Raw genomic sequence first — 17,610 nt, 5'->3', positions numbered from 1 at the left:
CATCGGTCGGGTGATGCGTTTGATGGCCCGATGGTCCTGCTCGACCACGTTATTCAGGTACTTGACTTGACGAATCGTGATGGGCGTCTCTCGCTCGGCGTTCACCGCGTGCAACGCAGCCAGATTACAGTAGAGCCGCTTTTTTCGATGGTTACCGTCTCGGGTACACCGTTCTGAGCGATCGACTTTTCAAAGAAGCGCCGCGCTGCGACCTTGTCGCGCTTGGCTCTGAACAGGAAATCGATGGTTTGGCCCGCCTTGTCCACCGCCCGGTAGAGGTACTTCCACTGGCCTTTGACTTTGATATACGGGTGAGCAGACCCCGGGAATTGCGCCCGAAGTCTCTCGCAGAACCGTACGTGACACTCGCGCGTCATACGGCTCCCGTTATCCAACCTGTGCCCCGTGAAACTGCCAGTGTACGAACTGTCGCGGGTAGGCCTTCTTCATCTTGTGCAACCACTCCTCACTGCGCCGTGTGTGCCGTCGCAGTGTCCTGTACTTGCGCTGAGCCCAGCGCACGAGCTTGCGGTCGAGATACCGACCGAGTCCGTGCATGGCCGTCCGATAGAAAGCCCCATAGTAGTTCCACCAGCCACGTATCGTGGGACTTTTCAGGATGCATCTGCAACCCGCATTCCGCCAGCCGCGAGGCAATGGCATGCATGACCTCCTGCGCCTGCGCCTCGCTGCGGCAATGGACCACCGCATCATCGGCATAGCGCGCAAAGAGACATTGCGGAAAGTGCCGCTGCATCCATGCGTCAAATGCATAGTGCATGAACAGATTCATCAAGATTGGGCTGACCACCCCGCCCTGAGCTCAGGATTACCCACATTTCTGTGAGTGAAGAGGGGATTTTCTGCTTGTAAACGAGAGGGGGCGCTTGTGATTACCCACTTCTTTCGTGAATCCTGGTAACCTGGCTTGCATCACGACGATGCGTGCGAGAAGAATGGCCGGGAAACGACAGGTAGAAGATCAGGCGTGGTTTGAGCGGGAACTTGAAGGAAGCGAATTCCGGGACGCGCGGCTACGCAAGCGGTTTGGAACGCTGTTGGAGCAACTGTGGAAGGGCATGGGGCAGACCATTCTGCTTGCCTGTCAGGATTGGGCCAGTACAAAGGCCGCCTATCGCTTCATGGACAATGATCGTGTCTGTGAACAAGACATTCTGAGCGGGCATTTCCAGGCAACCGCACAGCGCTTTTTCTCGACCGATGGACCGGTTCTTGTCCTTCAGGACACCACTACGTTTTCGTACGAAAGGGAGCGTCCCGAACTCATCGGTTACGCTGGCAGCGCGATAACTTCCGCCCAGCGGCGAGGCCGGGCGACGCCGAGCCCGCAATGCGGCATCCTGATGCATTCAAGTCTCGCGGTGACAGCGCAAGGCCTGCCGCTAGGAGTGGCCGCCATCAAGTTCTGGAGCCGCAAGGAGTTCAAGGGTACTGCGACCCGGCGTAGCAAGGTCAACTTCACTCGCATACCGATCGAGCAAAAGGAAAGCTTTCGCTGGATTGAGAATCTGCGGCAATCAACGACCCGACTCGGCGATCCGGATCGCTGTGTACATATCGGCGACCGCCGCCGCACGTTTTGACACACCCTCGGCCACAACCAGCAGCTCGCGGCCGGTTCGTGAGTGTCCGTTCACGAGCGACCATGTGCCCGTTCGCAGCGCCGGGGGACCGACAGTTCGTCGGCCCTTCCAGGCGACCGCAGATTGGGGGCCGAGGCCGACCAGCACCGTGACGTGGCCGTCGCTTCCGGAAACGCAGAGGGGGCACTTCCAACCGATTCCGGTCGATCACGTGTTCCGAAAACACCCCTTCAACGTTATGGATCTGAGTAGAGCGGACGCGCCTGCCGTCTACGCGCGGGTTGGCCCTGTTTGCAGTCCGCGCCCGGATCGAACTCGCACCGACACCCTGATCACCGATGCGGATGTAACGGGCGCTGATGCTCTTGGTCCTCCTTTCTCTAATCAAACGTCACGCGATGTCGTCAACGTGGCCCAGCGTTCGACAATTTTCCGGTTCGCAAACCGCCACAGGACAAAGCCGTGAAACTCGATCTTTTTCCCGGAAACCGCGTCGGTGGCGCGCCACGTGTTTCTAACCATCACCTTGTCACCTTCGGCGATCATGTCTTCGATGGTGACGTGCAAGTCCGGCCACTTTTGATAAGCCGCCTTCATCATGGCCATTGCGGCCTCGGGACCGACTTGAGGACCCGACGGTTCGTCGTGGTCGAGGAAATCCGCGCTAAAGTTCAACGATGCAACTTCCGGTTTCTTGCGGTTGACGAAGTCCTCGAAGTGATCGGCCACCAATCGCTTCATCTCTTCCAGCGTCAGACCGGGATCGCCTTTGCCCGGCACTTGAAGCGGCTGCATGGCTCCCCCTTAGTTCGTCAGCATCTTGAACGCATGCTGCCAGTCGTTCCTGAGGAATCCCGGCAGGCACCACAGCATGCACAGCGGTTCGATCGCGCGTGCGGATACGATGCTTCCGCAGTCGTAGGGCTCCCATCCGAACTGCCGGATGATCTCGCCAACCTCGGCCTTCGCATCGTCGCTGTTGCCACACAAAAACATGGTCGGCGTACCCTCAGAAAAATGCGGGTTCACCATGAGCGCATTCCCGACGCTGTTAAAAGCCTTAACCACGTGGGCCAGGGGAACCTTCGCCTGAATCCACTCGCCGAGTGACTCGTTCGGTCCCGTCGTATATTTCAGCACCCCGCTGACCGGCGGCTCGTCGGCAAGCGGGTTGGTTGCATCGATGACTGTCTTGCCGGCGAGATTCTCTGGCCGTGCAAGCTCGATCACGCTCTCAGCGATCCGGCCGAGAACGGCGAGCACGACGATCTCGCCGAACCGCGCAGCTTCCTCGAACGTCCCGTCCCTGGCTCCGGTTGTATTGCGGACCCAGTCCTGTACCTCCTGCTTTTGTGGATCTCGCGTGCCCAACATCGTGTCATGGCCATGCTTGACGAAGCCGGCGGCCAATGCCCGACCGACTTCACCCGATCCCAATACGCCTACGTTCATCTCAGCCTCCTCGACCAGTCATAGCCGGCCATAAGTCAGTACTTAGGAACGCGTCTCATGAGGCGCGCGCAACTTTTTAGTGGAGTAGCGACAGCCCGATCCTGGTGCCGAACCCGTGTGCGTAAGCCAGTTGCACCAGCAGCATGGCCGCCGGTTCCGTGTAGCGCGCAAGGGTGAGCGGTCCTGCGTCGATCGGCTCGGCGTCGATGTCGCCGACCAGTGTTGCGACCACGGCCCGCGCATCGCTGTCATCGCCGCACACGAACACGCCCGCGCGGTTGCCGCCTATCAGCATGCTGGGCGAATGCATCAGCTCCGCGAAAGGCGGGATGGCCTTGACCACCGTCGCCCATGGCGCAAGCCTCGCGATCTCTTCGGCGCCCGAGGTGGTTGTCCCGACGAGCAAGCCGCTCATGTCAGCCTTCAGTGCATTGGTGCAATCCCACAGGATCTTTTTCTGGGGTGCCCTGCCAACCTGCTCGAGTGCTTCAGGTGCGGCAGTCCACGGTGTGGCCAACACGACCACGTCGGCGAACTGAACCGCTCCGGTGACTGTGCCAACGCTCGCGCCCAGCTCGGCTGCGGTCGTTCTGAGTTTTTCGATATCGAGGCTGAAGCTCAGCATCACGGAATGACCTCTGGGGACGAGATGCTTCGTGAGACCGGTTCCCACGTTACCGGCACCGATGATTCCGATTTTCACGATTGAGCCTCCTTCAACGTTTCATGGTCTGCCAATGGAGCGGGGTGGCGATCCGGCGGCGAGCCGGTGCTGTTCTCACGCAGTGTTGACCCGTAGGGGTTTTGTACTGCGTGTAGCTATCGAGCGCCTCCGCGCCTTGCTCGCGTCCGTAGCCGGACATTTTGTATCCGCCGAAAGGCCCGTTCGGATGGTACTTGTGCCACGTATTGATCCAGACAGTGCCCGCGTTGATGCGGTCCGCCAGGCGAAGCGCCCGGCCCAGATCGCGGGTTTGAATGCCGGACGCGAGTCCATAGGGCGTGTCATTCGCAATGCGTACGGCCTCGTCTTCGCCATCGAATGGAATGACCGGAAGGACCGGCCCAAAGATCTCCTCGCGGCCGATTTTCAGGTCATTAGTGGCGTCAGCAAAGACCGTGGGTTCGATGAACAGGCCTTTGCCGTTGATCTTGCGCGTAGCGCCGCCGGCGACCAGGCGGGCCGTCGACGCCTTGCCAGCCTCGACGTATTGCTGCACCTTGTCGAATTCCGCCCTGGAGGCGATTGGGCCGATATGGGTTTGCGGCTCAAGCGGATCGCCCAACACCGCCGCCTGTGCCATCCTGGCCAACTTCTCGACGACCTCGTCGTAGACCGGACGCTCGACCAGCAGCCGTGAGCCCGCGACGCAAACTTCGCCCTTGTTCCAGAAGATCCCCCAGAACGCCGCCTGGACCGCGGTATCCACGTCGGCATCGGCAAAAATGATGTTCGGGGACTTCCCGCCAAGTTCCATCGTCGTGTGCTTCAGCGTGTCCGCCCCATTGCGAATAATGGTCTGCCCCACGCTCGTGGAGCCAGTAAAGGCGATTTTGTCGACTAGGGGATGTTTCACTAGCGCGTCGCCCAGCGATCCCCCCGGTCCGGTGATCAGGTTGTAGACGCCTTCCGGCACGCCGGCATCGAGTGCCACCTGAGCCAGTGCCAGCGCTGTCAGCGGCGTGTCGGAGGCCGGTTTGTGCACGATCGTGTTGCCGGCAGCCAATGCTGGGGCCACCTTGGAGCAGGTCAGGGCCAAGGGGAAGTTGAATGGCGTGATAGCCGCTACCACGCCGAGCGGTTCTCGGCGGGTCAGAATCCGCGTATGCGCTTCGTATGAGGTGCGATAAGCGCCATCCATCGCGTGCATCGCGAGACCGCCGAAGAAGCGGAACAGTCCTGCGCAGTGCGGCATGATGATGTCCACGAAGTCGCCGTACGGCATGCCCATATCCATCGCTTCACGCAGCGCGAAATCCTCGGCCCGCTCGTCCAGCAGATCGGCCATCCGGAACAGGATTCTTGCGCGCGCTTCATGATGCATGCGCGGCCAGTCACCCGTTTCGAAGGCCCGGCGCGCAGATTCGACCGCTGCGTTGACATCCGCGAGGGTCGCCTTCGCGAAGTCCGCTATCTTCCCCTCGGTGGTGGGATCGACGGTCGAAAGCGTCGCGCCGTCTGACGCGTCGCGCCACTTCCCGTCGATTAGAAGCTGTCCGCGCGAAAGGCTCTTTCGCTGCGGTGACTGTGCCGATTCGTGGTCCATGGTCGACATCCTGGCGGTTGCAAGACAAGGGTAATTCTCGGCGCGACGACGAGGTTGGTCTATGCTACAGGGCAGGAAAACAGTTGTGAGTTTGGGGAAAAGATGAAGACCGAAAGCGGCGGCTCTCTCGACCTGCTCAGGGCCTTGAAAATGTTCGAGGCAGCGTACGAGTCGACGAACTTTTCGGCGGCAGGCCGTCAGCTAGGCGTAACACCTGGCGCGGTAAGCAAACAGATCGGCATGCTCGAGGCGTTGCTAGGTTGCCGACTGTTCCAGCGCACCACCCGTCACCTGTCGGTCACCGAGGAAGGGCGTCGCCTATACGCAATGGTGCAGCAGCCCGCGCAGCAGATCGAAGACGCGATCGCGGCCGTGTCGTCTAAAGAAACCCACGTCAGCGGGCTCGTTAAAGTGTCGTTGCCAATCGCATTCAGCCGCGTCACGTTGCTACCGGTGTTGAACAGGTTCAAGGAGCGCTTCCCGGATGTCACGCTCGACCTGCATTTCGAGAATCGTCATGTCGACCTGATTTCAGAAGGGTACGACTGCGCGATCGGACAACTGAAGGACACGGACTCCAGTGTGGTCGCGCGTCCCCTCGCACCGCTGACGCTCATCCTGTGTGCGGCACCTTCTTACTTGGAGCAGCACGGCGAGCCGCGTTCCGTCGAGGAACTCGAGCGTCATGAACTCATTTTGTTCCGCTCGCCGAACTCGGGAAGAATTCAGACGTGGCGACTGCAAGCGCGGAACAAGGAAGTTGTGTTCCAGCCTCACTCCCGGCTCGTCGTGACAGACACCGAAGCGTTGACGGAACTCGCGGTCGCCGGATGCGGGATCGCGTTGCTCGGCGTACACCACGCCCTTCCTCTTATTGCGGCGAGCAAGCTGAAGTGTGTGTTAGCGCGATTCACCGCGCGACGCAGCGACATCTGCATTTACTACCCGGCAAGGAAGCATTTGCCGCCGCGCGTCACGGCCTTCGTCGAGTTCGTGGTCGGGGAGGTCCGGGAGAGCGAGGTCGTGAAGCGCTCCAGAGCGCTCGTTCGACGCAAGGAACCCGCTGTCACCGGAACGGCATCGCCGCGGCCAGCGACCCCTGCCTGACCTCGCGGTACGGCTCTCACATGCGGCTTCCAGGCACAACACCAAGAAGCGCTTTCCAATCACTTCACTTGTCACGTAATCCTTGAAGCGCTGTGCGCGGGAGGACTCAAGAAAACCGGTTTCCAGGATTCCCGGGGCGGTTCAGTGCAGGCATTCTGTTGGCTATTCGTTGGTAGATCGGTAGCGCAGCGTCATCAACTCTTCAAGTGTGAAATATATGGTTAGAAACTTCCTAATGAAGTCCTTCAATCCATATGAACCCGAAAAAAATAGCTTGTGTTGCTGGTCTCATCTCGACGCTCGCGGGATGCGGTGGTGGCGATAGCGTATCGCCCACTGGCACAAGTGCGGCATCTGGCATCGCTGTTCCCGCATCGGTCGCCGCGGCGCTTGCGGGCTACAAGATTTCGGTTTTCGCCCAGATGCCCGGCAAACTTCGGCCTGACGATCTTCTTCTGCACGGCAGCAACATCTTCGTGATTGCCCAGGACAACAATAACAATCCCGATGGCACAGCCGTCGCCGGCACCTCGCCGCAGAGCGAGGTCATCGAGTACGACCTGAATGGCAATATTGTCGGGACGTTCAAGGTTCCGGGCCATCCGGATGGGTTGCTCGAATACGATTCGCATACCGTATGGGTCAGCACGAACGAAGACGCGAACCCGATGCTGATCGTGATCGACACGACGGCCAATACTCAGCAAACCCTCACCCCGGATACGACGCCGATACATAGCGGGGGGCTCGACGACATGAAAATGCTCGACGGTGTCGTGTACGCGGCCGCCTCCAATCCCACGGTGGGCGCCGCGACTGCGACCGCGCCCAACGGCGTGAGCTCAGTGCCGTCGGTCTATACCGTGACGCTGAATTCGGATCATCAAACGTTCCATCTGACGCCTGCGCTGATGGGCAACGCAACGGCGACGAATATCCCCACGAATACGCAAGTGACGCTCAACATGACGGACCCGGATTCGATGGCGATCGATCCGAGCGGAAAACTGGTGGTGGATAGCCAGCAGGATTCGGAGTTGGTGTTCGTGACGAACCCCGGTGCGAATCAATCGGTGAGCGTGCTGCCGCTGACGTTGTACGGCAATTCGTGGCCGGTGGATGATACGCGCTGGGCTCCGTCAGGCAATTCGTTCATGCTGCTGTCGGACAATACGGCGCAAATGATCTATCGCATCGACGCGACTGCGGGCTTCACTGCGGGCACGGCGTACAGCGCGGGACAGGGCACGCTCTTGACGGTCAACACGTCGACAGGCGCGATGACGCCTGTCTTTACCGGGATGAATACGCCGCACGGGCTCATCTTCGTCGGCGACTAACCCAGCTCACGTCTGTTCATTCCGCTTGGTCGATGAGCGCGTAGTGTCGGGTAGCGTGGCAATCATTCCCGTTATCCGACGCCGATATCGTGCAGAGTTACTGTCGTGGTCAGGAGCTGGCGGTTTAGCTCCGTACTGTATCAATCAATAGCACGGCTGCACTCGCAAGAAGTGTGGCGTTGAAAAGGTTGATGCTTCCGGCAACGTGAAGCTCGTGTTCACTGCAGACGGATTGGCTTCCTCGAGATCACGCATTGGGCGTACTGCGCCTGGGCAAGTATTATGACCGCGACGCACCGGAGGGCGTGGACCCGCACCTCGGTGATGATGACGTGGAGTCGCCCGGCGACTAACCGCATGGCCGTTGCCCGCTTAGCGCGCACCCTCGTCAGGTCGTTCGTCGGCATTGCTTGGATACCTGGACTGTCCGTAACGAATCAGCAGCACACCTAGCGCTATCAGCAAGATGGCGCCAGCCGAGGCGACAAGATGCAGTTCGGTATTTGCGCCAGCGCGCAGGATGACATCGCGGGCGATCGAGACCATGGCTATGTAGAGCGGAAAGCGCACGGGCAACTGCCCCGCCTTCAGGTATTGCCCGACCATCGCAAACACTTCGAGGTATAGAAACATGAGGAGCAAATCAGTCAGCGTAACGCCGCCGGAGTCTGTCATCTTCCAGATCAGATGCCCCATCGCCAGCGCGGTCCCGATGCCGATGGCCAGCAAGCCCACCAGTTCGGCCATCTCTATCACTTGTTCGAGCCGCCTTTTGATGCTCCGGTGCAGAGCGCCTTCATACTTCATCCACACTGCTCCTTTGAAACGTTGAAATGAATATTTCGACATAGCTGCTCATCGGCGCAAGTATGGCTGCACCGATTGCCTGGCATGCCCGCAGCGGAGGCAGCGGGACCGGGCAGGCCGTGCCGTTGAGAAGATGATTGGTGGCCAATGGCGATGAACGCGGCACGGGTCGCGAGCTTCACCCGGATCACACGGGCACGCCCATTGATAACTGCCTCCCGTTCATTTTGAGGAACGGCACGCCAGACGCTAGCATATTGGCAATGGCGCATCGATGCGTCACAGCGTCGCCACCGGTTTGGCACCGCGACACTACGAACGCTGCCTCATCTCCTCAATGCGGCCATACGCCGGTCACGAAGGGAGCGGCGGCTCAGGGTCGCGTGCCGCCGATCGCCGTCAGGCAGAGATCGGCCAGGAAGCGTCATTCACCTGAGAGCTCACGCGAACATTCGAACGGCTGGTCCACTCCGGTAGCGGAGCTTGGCCCATCAATTGGGCTCGTTGCGTCATCGACCGGACCGATATGAGGCAGTCACGTCGGTCGCGCAATCCTCTTCAACGCACGGGTAGAGCTTCGCCGAAATCTATCGGCTCGTTCAGCGATACAATGGGGCGGAGTGCAATGTAGGCCACTCCAATTGCTGCGAATGGCGGAACGGTCGTTAAGGGCTTGATCAGTTGTCTCGAAGTGTTTTGCTGGCATGGGATGCCGGTCTCGTAGAAGACGAACAACACGGCACAACAGACAGAAGTGTGTCATGTGCGTTCGGTACGCTGCGTGCCAGTTTGCAATCGGACGAACAAATGGCGAGGTCGTTTGACAATGCCTGCACTCTGGACGCATTGGTCAAGCTGCGCATCATGGGCGTGTGCCACTCTGGCCTTGGCCATGCTGCCCAGCCCGTCGAATGCGCAGGTCACGCCGGGCCAATTGTCGGGCACGACCGTGGTCGGCGGCAATGTGAAGCAGCATGCCGACGCCGTGCTCGCGATCATGACTTACACGACAGTACCGGACGTTACTACCAGTAACCTGTCGGTCAATAGCGGCACCACCGGTAATCCCGGCTTCGGGCAGACGCAGTTTGGCGGCGGCTTCACGATCAGCAGGTCCTTTCCGTTGTACCTGGAGGGCACGCTCGCCTATAGCCGTTACGATCCGATTTTCATCGCTACGAATGGCTCCGGGCAGCGTGCGATACCGACAAAATGGAACACCGTCAGTAGCACGGTCGGCATTGGCTGGGACTTTCGGATCACGGATGAACTGGTGTTCCGTCCGATCCTGAACGGTACGCTTGGCCGCGTCTCGAGTGATCTGAAGGTGGGTCAGACGATCTTCAATCGCGTCACCGACGCCAACCTCCAGTTTCTCGAGAATGGGTCGCTGGACGCGTATGGCTACGGCGGCTCGCTGATGCTCGACTACGAACACTACCGCGAGAACTATGAAATCGACGCCGAATTGCGCGCTACCGACATCTACCTGCGCAGCTTCGGCGGTTCTTCTGAGGCCGTTCAGGGTTCAGCCATCGCGCAGCAAGTGAGCCTTTGGACACGCTGGCGTGCGCCTACCGGCTGGCATGCGCTGGACCGGCCAATCCGCTATGTGCTCGAAGCCGCTTACTCGCACTATTTCGGCGACAGCGCGGGGGTGCTGGGTTTCAACGACCTCACGTCGTTAGGAGTCGGCCTTGAACTCGACAGCAGCAGGTATCCCATCGTCATCACTCGCACGCGCGCGATGGTGCGATACGTGTTCGGACACAATGTGCACGGCGTGTCATTCGGGTTTGCGATGAGCTTCTAGCCTGTCCGGAGCGCGGGCCACCTTGGATTCTGGGTTGTGAGTATCATCCCGCTGGCGCCCGCTTGCGTCTCCGAAAAGCAGCCCATCGCACCAGGCCTTTTGTGTGACAGTCCGAACGCTAGGCACGCGTCGGCCAACGTGAGTAACATGGATGTCGAATGGACAGTTCCAGAAATGGACCTAAACTTCGAAAGGGTGACTCAGCCGCCGACCGTTTTTCTTCGGTTCCACGGTGTCGCCTCTCATCGTCGTTAGAAGCTGCTGCGATCGACAGCTCGCGCGGGCGGATCTTCATTTGGAGAGAACAGCGCCCCGTGGTCGAGGAGTCACGGCGTCTGACTGGCCGCGTACTGAATCCGCGACGACACAGGCGTATGCCGACTGTCGTACAAGTTCCAGCAGGAGACCTTGATGCGCGCCTACCTCTCTCTCCCCCTGTTTGTCTTGCCATTTCTGGTTGTCGGCTGCAACACACCACCAATTCCCCCTGGTAAGCCTGTCGATATTCCAACCGCCTTGAATCAAGTCCTGGAGGGTTTGTGCAATTTCAAGAAGGAACAGGCGGCACGGAAACAAGACTGGGGCGTTGATATCGACTCGATTACCGTGGAACTTGACCTGACCGTTGATGGATCAAGGAATCCTCCCGTGGCGGTTGCTCCGGATATTCAGTTTATCCCGACCGTCAGTTATGGGCAGGTTATCACCGCGAACAGAGGAAGCAGACTCACGCTTTCGCTGAAGAATACGGGCACCAGCAGCGCGCACGCTGGCGAGTGCAATATCTCTAGGGCAGAAAATTAGGTAGGGGGAAACCGCCGATCAATTGCAAACGACCGCTGCAGCCGAGTGCGGAGCCGATATGCTAGTACGGATGACCGTTGTACCTTGGAAGCGGCCTTCCGCCTGTCGCGACCGCGTCTGGCCGCTCAGGGTCGACCGGAGCCCTTCCCCGAACGCCCGCGCTGAACAGAAAAATCCCCAGGGTGTAAGCCCCGGGGATGTCGAAAGAAACTGCCGCACGCCGATCAGGCTGCTGCGGCGAAAAGATCAAACTGCGGCGCCGCCGGCTTAAGCATCGCCGCGTGCTGCGCGTCACTCACGCTATTCGCAATCAGGTGCATGTCCAGCTCGTCGGGCGTCAGATTTAAACGCTGGGCGAGCCTGCCGAAGTACTGCCCTCGCTTTGCCATCTCCTGATATCGCTGCGCCATGCCGACCGGCAGCTTCACAATGCCTTCGTTCAGCCAGAAACGCGCTGACTCCATCGCATCATGGTGCTGAGTTCTCAGCATGAACGCGGTGTCGTACGTGCAAGTCACAAACTCACATGCGGCTTCGGCGTCGACCCCAAACTGCGAGGCCTCCTCAAAATACACCGTTTGCTCGCCGGCCGACGTACGCGCGTACCACCCTGCACGCTCCGGATGCCGATAGCGATTCCACTGTTCCGCATCAACGTCGCGGAGGCCGATCGTAGGTGCCTCACGGTCAACTGGTTGCGCGTTTCAAGCAGGCTCGGCGCAGCGCGGTTGGACAAGCCCATGGGATGGGAAGGAATCGCGGCGGCTAGGCGTGCGATGCGACCATGTGTGTCGTTGTGCGAAGGTATCGGCATGGTGCGGGCGAGCGTGACCACGGCGCGATGGCCGGCGATGAAACAAAGGTCTCGAAGCAAGTGATCAGCTTCGTCAGTAGTGTCGAAGATTGATCATCGTGTACGCGAGGGTTTTCAATGCGTAGTGTAGGTGGCTGAGTCGCTCGAAGCGCAGCAGCAGGCGCCGGAACTTATCTTCCCACGCGAACACCCGCTCGATTGTCCTGAACCGTTCTTTAAAGATGGCCGGATCGAACAGCGGCTTGCGCCCGCACTTCGGTCCTTTTCTGCCGCGCGAATTAGGGTTGATGTTAGGCACCATGCCGCGATTGAAAATGGCTTTGCGGTTGGGCCGGCAATCGTACACGCCATCCAGGCTCATGACCGTGCCGCGCAGATCCAGCCCCACCGCACGGGCGATGCTCGTGAGGCGCGGCAGCGCTTCTCGTAACAGCGGCGATTCATTGCGATTGCCCGGTGCTCTGACGAACGGCGCGATGACGTTGCAATTCCGGTCACACAGGGCAACCACCTTGCAGCCCTTGAGCTTCTTGTGGCCGCTGAAGCCGAGATTGTCGCCGCCTTTCTTCGCGGCGGTTGTGGTGCCATCGCCATGGATGATGCGCGTGTCCAGGCGGTGATCGCCATGAAGCCTGAACACCGAAGCCTCGAAAATGGCATCAAGGCATCCGTCCGATTCCCAGCGCCGGAAGGCGCGATAAATGCGTGTGTAATGGATCTCGGGACGGCCATGCCAATCCTTCTCGATGGGCAACTCCTTCCACTGGCAGCCGAGATAGAGCGCCTTCAGGATGTAGTTGAAAATCGCATGCGCGCTGAGCTTTCGCGCGGGTCCGCGACGGCCCTTGCTCAGATGCGGCCAGACAAATTGCTCGAACTCTTCGACGCTCAATCTCGTTGGAATCTCTTGCCACGACTGACTTTCGGCCATTTCGACCTTCAAAGCATCGGGATTCTAGCCGATTCGTGCCAGGCGGGTAGAACCCAAGCACGGGGGGCCTTTCAACCGATTCCGCCAGTTGGAAAAAACCCGCAACCAGTTGCGATCCTCAACCGCGTCGGGGTGTTGCCTGTCGTCAGTTTCCTGCTGTTCTACCAGGTGCAGGTGTGGGTGAACGGCTTCGTGGTCGATCACGGCTACATACCGCCAACGCTTGAGACGTTGATACCGCCGCTTCTCGGACATCCGGTCATTACCTTCATCGCGTACGGGCTGATTCTGGACTGTGCCGATTACTGGCGTCACCGCCTGTCGCACTCATACCGTAGCTGGTACGCACTGCATGCGTTGCATCATGCGCAGCGACAGATGAGTTTCTGGTCGGACGACCGCAACCATCTGCTTGACGACCTGGTCGCCGCAATCTGGTTCGGCATCGTCGGCCTCGCGATCGGTATTCCGCCGCTGCAGTTTCCGCCGCTGTTCCTGTTCATGCGCTTCATCGAAAGCCTGAGCCACGCCAATATCAAGCTTTCGTTCGGCTGGCTCGGGGACCGGTTGATCGTCTCGCCACGCTTTCACCGGTTGCATCATGGCCTGCGCGCGGCCGGCCGCAATTCCTGTAACTACGGCGCCGTGTTCCCGATCTGGGACATCGTGTTTGGTACAGCAGACTTCTCCGCCGAGTACCCAGCTACAGGCGACCGGCGCGCACCGGAATCGATGGCCACGGGCGGCTACATTGCACAGCAACTGGGCGGCTTGCAGTTTTTCCTTGAACAATGGCGGCAACCGGCAAAGGCTCGCCGCAGTTCCTCCTGAGAACATCCCTGCATTGCGCAATGCCCAAACGGGCCGGTTCATGTGCGCCTGGATTTGGTCCGGACCGGCTGGTGCAAAGAACCTGTCAGTAGACCGTAAAGCATCTGCTCTGTGCCTTTGAACCTGAGGTGCGATAATTGCAGTTCACGGTTCGAAGACAGGCTGGTTGCTGGTTTCAGAATGCCCGGATACCGGCATCTACCCGCTCTATCCAGCTATCCTCAGTTCAAAGAGTTCGAAGTGGTAAAGACTGTCAAGCAAGGATCAGGGCAAATACACGTCGCGATACGGCCTGCGCTCCGGCAACATGGGGGGCCGTCTCTCCCCGACGCGACGCGCCCGTCAAGGCGCCCATGGAGTGAATGATGTTGCGCAGAACCAGTTCCTGGTTTGTGCGTTACACGCTCCGCGCGCGCGTTCGCACGCTCGCGCGTAAAGCGATCGGGCTGGCAATTTTTGTCAGCGGTTCCGCAGTGATTGTCGTGTATCTGCTACGACGCGTCTCCGATGGCTAAACGTCAAAGACAGGCGTGGCGCATCTGATTTCCAGGCAGTCCCGCGATGCAAACGTCGGGCGTCTGGAGCTACAGAGCAGCGCCCTCGCGGCTGGCAGCCCGACGCTTCGACTTCCTTTCCCTGGTGTTCAGGCGCGATCACCGAAGGCACAACGCAGCCGTAGTGTTAGAACGGGCAGCGCAGGTGACGCAGTGACGTACCTGCTAAATCTGGTTGGCGATGACAGTTACGGTATGGCCGTGAGTGCCGCAAACTCGGTGACAACGTCTGTCACTTGAATGGCCGCGTTCGCGGAGTCAGCGGTCGCTCGCGTAATGCCGTTAGACGTCTCAAACTGGCCGGCCTCTGCCGCTTGGGCGGTCGCGATATCGGTATGCGTGGTCCAGCGCAATTCCATTCGGCGTTGATCGGGCCGGCCGAGCGCCTTTACTCGCCCTTGCGTGCACCGAAGAGCGGCAGCATCCAGAATGGTTTGAGCCACTGCGCCCAAAGGGGCGCGGCCTCATGCGGAATGCCCCGTTCGGCGTTCGACGGCTCGCGAGCGAGCAGTTGTACAAGTGTTGCTTCCGCTATCCGGCGCCCCTCCGCAAAGCTCATAAAAGCCGGCACCAGTGCGTTGAGTGCAATCGGATCCGCGAGCAGCCCACGCAATGTCTGCTCGTCCATCGCTTCGATCTGCAGTTCGTACTCGATTTGCAGCGTGCTTTGCAATTCGGCGAAAGTCAGCATGTCCACCTCCCGGTTGATCGACGAAAATGGTTCGAAGCGCTTCGCGCATACCGCCTGCATAGCTCGCCATTGACGATCGGAAGCGGCCGCCGAGGTCTCACCATGCTGCCGCCCGAGCGCATGCGTGCTGCGTATCCGTTCCGTTGGTGAATAGTATGGCGCATTTGTGCAGAGCAGCAAATATCATTTGCATGCCGGGTCGCACTCCAGTTGAAGAACCCCTTCTGATCAACATTCAAGGGCTTTCCCGCATACCGGTTCACAATGTTGAATCAAAAATTAGACTGCTGCAGCGCACACAAACACAATATGTCCTTTCGAGATTGTCCGGACCGCAATGGCTCCCAACTGCGCCTCACCCGGTGCGGTTCACTCAAATCCGCACAGTCTACCTATTTACCTAACCTCCCTTGTGACCAGACGTGTGCGCGACAATCTACGGTATGTGAGGCAGGATACGCACTGAGCGGCAGGACCCGACATTTAACGAGGAGTATGGGGACGCTGAACGCGCAATCCTTCGCCATGTTCCAGGCCCGTCTACTCTCTGTTGAGTCTGGCTGCGAACTCTTTTCGAAGAACCCGTGGCGGCGAGCACCGATTTAACGTCGGCGGGAATACGTCGGCGGAAGCTTCACGTTGTTTGCTCAGTTTGCTCAGATGGACCACGCCCACGGACATCGAAGGGAAAACCGGGGAACCGATTTTCTCCGCATGCCGACAAGAGACCCTCCTGCCGCGATTGTCGGCGTTCATGCGCTGCTCGCCGACGCGCGCCTCAACCAGCTGACGCGTACCGACCCTGTATGCCGCCTCTCAGAACGCCGCCGCGAGCGTCCCATGATGGACGAAGACCGGACTTTGCTTTCTCGGAATGATTGCACTGCGCCAATGACCAAGGATCCGCAAGCAACCAGAAACGGCCGCGCTGATTCGCGCAGCCATCACGCACTGACCGGCTATAGCCGACGAGGCATTCATGACACAACGCATTTTGCTGATGAGTAGCTCGCGCAAGGACAACCTTGGCTACCTTGAACACGCTCCCGAACAGATTCACGCGGTCCTGCGCCGCGAGAAACGCAAGATCGTCTTCGTTCCCTACGCGGGCGTGACGTTCAGCTTCGATACCTACGAACGGATCGTCAAGCCTGTTTTCGAAAAGCTCGGTTACGAACTCGAAGCGATCCACCGCAGTCCGGATCCACGCAAGGCTGTGGAGCAGGCCGACGCGATTGCCGTCGGTGGTGGAAATACGTTTGCGCTGCTTGAACGTATGTACGACGCCGGCATCGTCGACATCATCCGGGAAAAGGTGAAATCGGGCACGCGGTATATCGGATGGAGCGCGGGAAGCAACGTAGCTTGCCCGACTATCCGTACAGCGAATGACATGCCCATCGTCCAGCCACCTACGCTGCGCGCGCTCGGACTTGTGCCTTTCCAGATCAATCCGCACTTCATCAGCGGCAAGCCGGTGGGACACAACGGCGAGAGCCGGGAAGAGCGTCTCGCTGAATTCCTCGAGATCAGTGTTCCCGAGCAGGTTTTGGCACTTCCCGAAGGATCTGCGTTGCTCTCTGATGGGTTGACCGGCACTGTGCTCGGAGAGCGTGGCGCACTTCACTTCGTCGACTCGACGACGACCGTCAACATCGCATCAAACGAGTCCTTCCCCCTCGCGCGGATCAAGGGACCGGTTGTTGCCGAGGGCTGGCCGGACTTCAAGAAGTAAGGATGTTCAAAAGACAGGTAATCAGGGAGAACACTACAAATCATGAAGCAATGCACCGCCATCTCGCTGACCATGGGCGCCAGTGTGCACGCGCATTCCGCTGTGACGCTGTATGGGGTAATTGATGAGGCGGTGAGCTATCAGACGCACACTAATCCGGCCGGTGATTCCACCTGGTCGCTCCAGCAGGGCAATGAGGGCTTTCTGGCAGGCAGCCGGTTTGGCCTTTTGGGCAACGAGGATCTCGGGGGTGGCTGGAAAGCGGGATTCAGGCTCGAAAACGGCTTCCTTGCGAAAAGCGGCAAGCTTGACCAGCAGGGACAGCTCTTCAGCCGCCAGGCGTACGTGAAGCTCGGCCACGATGGATACGGCGAACTCGCGCTCGGCCGCCAGTACACGACCGCAAACACGATCCTGTACTACGTGGACCCCTTGGGCGTCGGCGCTGCGCCGACTAACTCATGGCAGGTATCTCTCACGGGTCAGCGCTCTTGCCTCTGGGCAGATGATATGAGGGAATAGTGGTCGCTCGGACAGCTGCTGCAGTCGCTCGCGTATGGGTCTTCCGATCGGGCGCTAAGAGAATTCAACGACATCTGGAGAGCGAAGAGGTATGTCCCGCCGCTCCAACCTCCCAACCTCCTCACACCTCCGCCCTTTACAGGATATAGATTCGCTCCACCTAGCATCGTGAGCACTACGTGTGCCACTGACTTCATGCGTCGCAAATTAGGCTTCTTTCGAATCTCGAGTGGGTGGTTGCCGGGTCAAGTGCGGGCGTCAGCCCGGCGAAGCGAACACTTGACGCGCGTGGCGCAAGTAAGCTGGCATAGGGCTGGTTGCGGCAGAATGCTGCAACC

Annotated in this window: 18 protein-coding genes and 2 pseudogenes; 9 read left to right on the top strand and 11 right to left on the bottom strand. The window is 59.4% G+C overall.

Going from position 1 to position 17,610, the window contains the following annotated elements; all coding sequences use genetic code 11:
* The 3 genes and pseudogenes from F6X42_RS39215 to F6X42_RS46160 all read right to left on the bottom strand — a co-directional run.
* A pseudogene (locus F6X42_RS39215) lies at positions 1-308 on the bottom strand (DDE-type integrase/transposase/recombinase); the annotation flags it as partial.
* A gap of 79 nt (positions 309-387) precedes the next feature.
* Positions 388-558, bottom strand: coding sequence for a hypothetical protein (locus F6X42_RS44840; protein ID WP_246530483.1), 171 nt, complete (start codon positions 556-558; stop codon positions 388-390).
* A 52-nt stretch (positions 559-610) separates the two neighbouring features.
* A pseudogene (locus F6X42_RS46160) lies at positions 611-811 on the bottom strand (reverse transcriptase domain-containing protein); the annotation flags it as partial.
* Between the two features lie 145 nt (positions 812-956).
* On the opposite strand from F6X42_RS46160, the gene F6X42_RS39205 reads away from it, so the two are divergent.
* On the top strand, positions 957-1,604 hold the full coding sequence (locus F6X42_RS39205; protein ID WP_187639214.1) for an IS4/Tn5 family transposase DNA-binding protein: 648 nt from the start codon (positions 957-959) through the stop codon (positions 1,602-1,604).
* Between the two features lie 384 nt (positions 1,605-1,988).
* Here F6X42_RS39205 and F6X42_RS39200 read toward each other — a convergent pair whose 3' ends face one another.
* From F6X42_RS39200 to F6X42_RS39185, 4 genes are all read right to left on the bottom strand, one after another.
* Entirely contained in the window at positions 1,989-2,399 is a 411-nt protein-coding gene (locus tag F6X42_RS39200) for an ester cyclase (protein WP_187639213.1), read from the bottom strand.
* A gap of 9 nt (positions 2,400-2,408) precedes the next feature.
* Positions 2,409-3,056, bottom strand: coding sequence for an NADPH-dependent F420 reductase (locus tag F6X42_RS39195; protein WP_187639212.1), 648 nt, complete (start codon positions 3,054-3,056; stop codon positions 2,409-2,411).
* 76 nt (positions 3,057-3,132) lie between these two features.
* On the bottom strand, positions 3,133-3,759 hold the full coding sequence (locus F6X42_RS39190) for an NADPH-dependent F420 reductase (protein WP_187639211.1): 627 nt from the start codon (positions 3,757-3,759) through the stop codon (positions 3,133-3,135).
* Between the two features lie 13 nt (positions 3,760-3,772).
* Positions 3,773-5,323 carry an aldehyde dehydrogenase family protein gene (locus F6X42_RS39185; RefSeq protein ID WP_187639210.1) on the bottom strand — a complete coding sequence of 517 codons (1,551 nt, stop codon included), beginning with the start codon at positions 5,321-5,323 and terminating at the stop codon, positions 3,773-3,775.
* Between the two features lie 102 nt (positions 5,324-5,425).
* Between F6X42_RS39185 and F6X42_RS39180 the strand changes: the two genes are divergently transcribed.
* Both F6X42_RS39180 and F6X42_RS39175 read left to right on the top strand, forming a co-directional pair.
* A complete protein-coding gene (locus tag F6X42_RS39180; protein WP_187639209.1) occupies positions 5,426-6,430 on the top strand; it encodes a LysR family transcriptional regulator in 1,005 nt (334 codons plus the stop codon).
* Between the two features lie 422 nt (positions 6,431-6,852).
* Entirely contained in the window at positions 6,853-7,770 is a 918-nt protein-coding gene (locus F6X42_RS39175; protein WP_187639208.1) for a hypothetical protein, read from the top strand.
* Positions 7,771-8,142: 372 nt separating this feature from the next.
* On the opposite strand, the gene F6X42_RS39170 is transcribed toward F6X42_RS39175, so the two are convergent.
* Complete coding sequence (locus tag F6X42_RS39170) at positions 8,143-8,577, bottom strand: phosphate-starvation-inducible protein PsiE (RefSeq protein WP_187639207.1); 435 nt, start codon at positions 8,575-8,577, stop codon at positions 8,143-8,145.
* Between the two features lie 826 nt (positions 8,578-9,403).
* Between F6X42_RS39170 and F6X42_RS39165 the strand changes: the two genes are divergently transcribed.
* Together F6X42_RS39165 and F6X42_RS39160 are read left to right on the top strand one after the other, a co-directional pair.
* Entirely contained in the window at positions 9,404-10,390 is a 987-nt protein-coding gene (locus tag F6X42_RS39165; RefSeq protein ID WP_187639206.1) for a hypothetical protein, read from the top strand.
* 411 nt (positions 10,391-10,801) lie between these two features.
* Positions 10,802-11,194, top strand: a complete 393-nt coding sequence (locus F6X42_RS39160) for a hypothetical protein (RefSeq protein ID WP_187639205.1) — start codon at positions 10,802-10,804, stop codon at positions 11,192-11,194.
* Between the two features lie 224 nt (positions 11,195-11,418).
* On the opposite strand, the gene F6X42_RS39155 is transcribed toward F6X42_RS39160, so the two are convergent.
* Both F6X42_RS39155 and F6X42_RS44830 read right to left on the bottom strand, forming a co-directional pair.
* Complete coding sequence (locus tag F6X42_RS39155; protein ID WP_187639215.1) at positions 11,419-11,769, bottom strand: hypothetical protein; 351 nt, start codon at positions 11,767-11,769, stop codon at positions 11,419-11,421.
* 312 nt (positions 11,770-12,081) lie between these two features.
* A complete protein-coding gene (locus F6X42_RS44830) occupies positions 12,082-12,900 on the bottom strand; it encodes a transposase (protein ID WP_246530481.1) in 819 nt (272 codons plus the stop codon).
* Between F6X42_RS44830 and F6X42_RS39145 the strand changes: the two genes are divergently transcribed.
* The gene (locus F6X42_RS39145; RefSeq protein ID WP_246530480.1) at positions 12,877-13,770 is read left to right on the top strand and encodes a sterol desaturase family protein; all 894 of its coding nucleotides are present in this window, start codon (positions 12,877-12,879) and stop codon (positions 13,768-13,770) included. The two genes, F6X42_RS44830 and F6X42_RS39145, sit on opposite strands and share 24 nt — an antisense overlap.
* A 942-nt stretch (positions 13,771-14,712) precedes the next feature.
* On the opposite strand, the gene F6X42_RS39140 is transcribed toward F6X42_RS39145, so the two are convergent.
* Positions 14,713-15,015, bottom strand: coding sequence for a hypothetical protein (locus F6X42_RS39140; protein WP_187639203.1), 303 nt, complete (start codon positions 15,013-15,015; stop codon positions 14,713-14,715).
* Between the two features lie 639 nt (positions 15,016-15,654).
* Between F6X42_RS39140 and F6X42_RS39135 the strand changes: the two genes are divergently transcribed.
* The 3 genes from F6X42_RS39135 to F6X42_RS39125 are packed head-to-tail and all read left to right on the top strand — an operon-like array spanning position 15,655 to position 17,272.
* Positions 15,655-16,023: a hypothetical protein gene (locus F6X42_RS39135; protein WP_187639202.1), complete on the top strand. Its 369-nt coding sequence runs from the start codon at positions 15,655-15,657 to the stop codon at positions 16,021-16,023.
* A complete protein-coding gene (gene pepE / locus F6X42_RS39130) occupies positions 15,995-16,750 on the top strand; it encodes a dipeptidase PepE (RefSeq protein ID WP_187639201.1) in 756 nt (251 codons plus the stop codon). Before F6X42_RS39135 ends, pepE begins: the two co-directional genes overlap by 29 nt.
* 42 nt (positions 16,751-16,792) lie before the next feature.
* On the top strand, positions 16,793-17,272 hold the full coding sequence (locus F6X42_RS39125) for a porin (RefSeq protein WP_187639200.1): 480 nt from the start codon (positions 16,793-16,795) through the stop codon (positions 17,270-17,272).
* Positions 17,273-17,610 lie beyond the last annotated feature (338 nt).

Source organism: Paraburkholderia podalyriae (assembly GCF_014397785.1).
Lineage (GTDB): Bacteria > Pseudomonadota > Gammaproteobacteria > Burkholderiales > Burkholderiaceae > Paraburkholderia > Paraburkholderia podalyriae.
This window is presented reverse-complemented; position numbering and strand designations above follow the sequence as displayed.

Coding starts and splice junctions, on each gene's coding strand:
- F6X42_RS39195 (WP_187639212.1), bottom strand. CDS start 3,056: ATGAACGTAGGCGTATTGGGATCGGGTGAAGTCGGTCGGGCATTGGCC.
- F6X42_RS39165 (WP_187639206.1), top strand. CDS start 9,404: ATGCCTGCACTCTGGACGCATTGGTCAAGCTGCGCATCATGGGCGTGT.
- F6X42_RS39180 (WP_187639209.1), top strand. CDS start 5,426: ATGAAGACCGAAAGCGGCGGCTCTCTCGACCTGCTCAGGGCCTTGAAA.
- pepE (WP_187639201.1), top strand. CDS start 15,995: ATGACACAACGCATTTTGCTGATGAGTAGCTCGCGCAAGGACAACCTT.
- F6X42_RS39185 (WP_187639210.1), bottom strand. CDS start 5,323: ATGGACCACGAATCGGCACAGTCACCGCAGCGAAAGAGCCTTTCGCGC.
- F6X42_RS39170 (WP_187639207.1), bottom strand. CDS start 8,577: ATGAAGTATGAAGGCGCTCTGCACCGGAGCATCAAAAGGCGGCTCGAA.
- F6X42_RS39205 (WP_187639214.1), top strand. CDS start 957: ATGGCCGGGAAACGACAGGTAGAAGATCAGGCGTGGTTTGAGCGGGAA.
- F6X42_RS39200 (WP_187639213.1), bottom strand. CDS start 2,399: ATGCAGCCGCTTCAAGTGCCGGGCAAAGGCGATCCCGGTCTGACGCTG.
- F6X42_RS39160 (WP_187639205.1), top strand. CDS start 10,802: ATGCGCGCCTACCTCTCTCTCCCCCTGTTTGTCTTGCCATTTCTGGTT.
- F6X42_RS39175 (WP_187639208.1), top strand. CDS start 6,853: ATGCCCGGCAAACTTCGGCCTGACGATCTTCTTCTGCACGGCAGCAAC.
- F6X42_RS44840 (WP_246530483.1), bottom strand. CDS start 558: ATGCACGGACTCGGTCGGTATCTCGACCGCAAGCTCGTGCGCTGGGCT.
- F6X42_RS39140 (WP_187639203.1), bottom strand. CDS start 15,015: ATGCTGACTTTCGCCGAATTGCAAAGCACGCTGCAAATCGAGTACGAA.
- F6X42_RS39125 (WP_187639200.1), top strand. CDS start 16,793: ATGAAGCAATGCACCGCCATCTCGCTGACCATGGGCGCCAGTGTGCAC.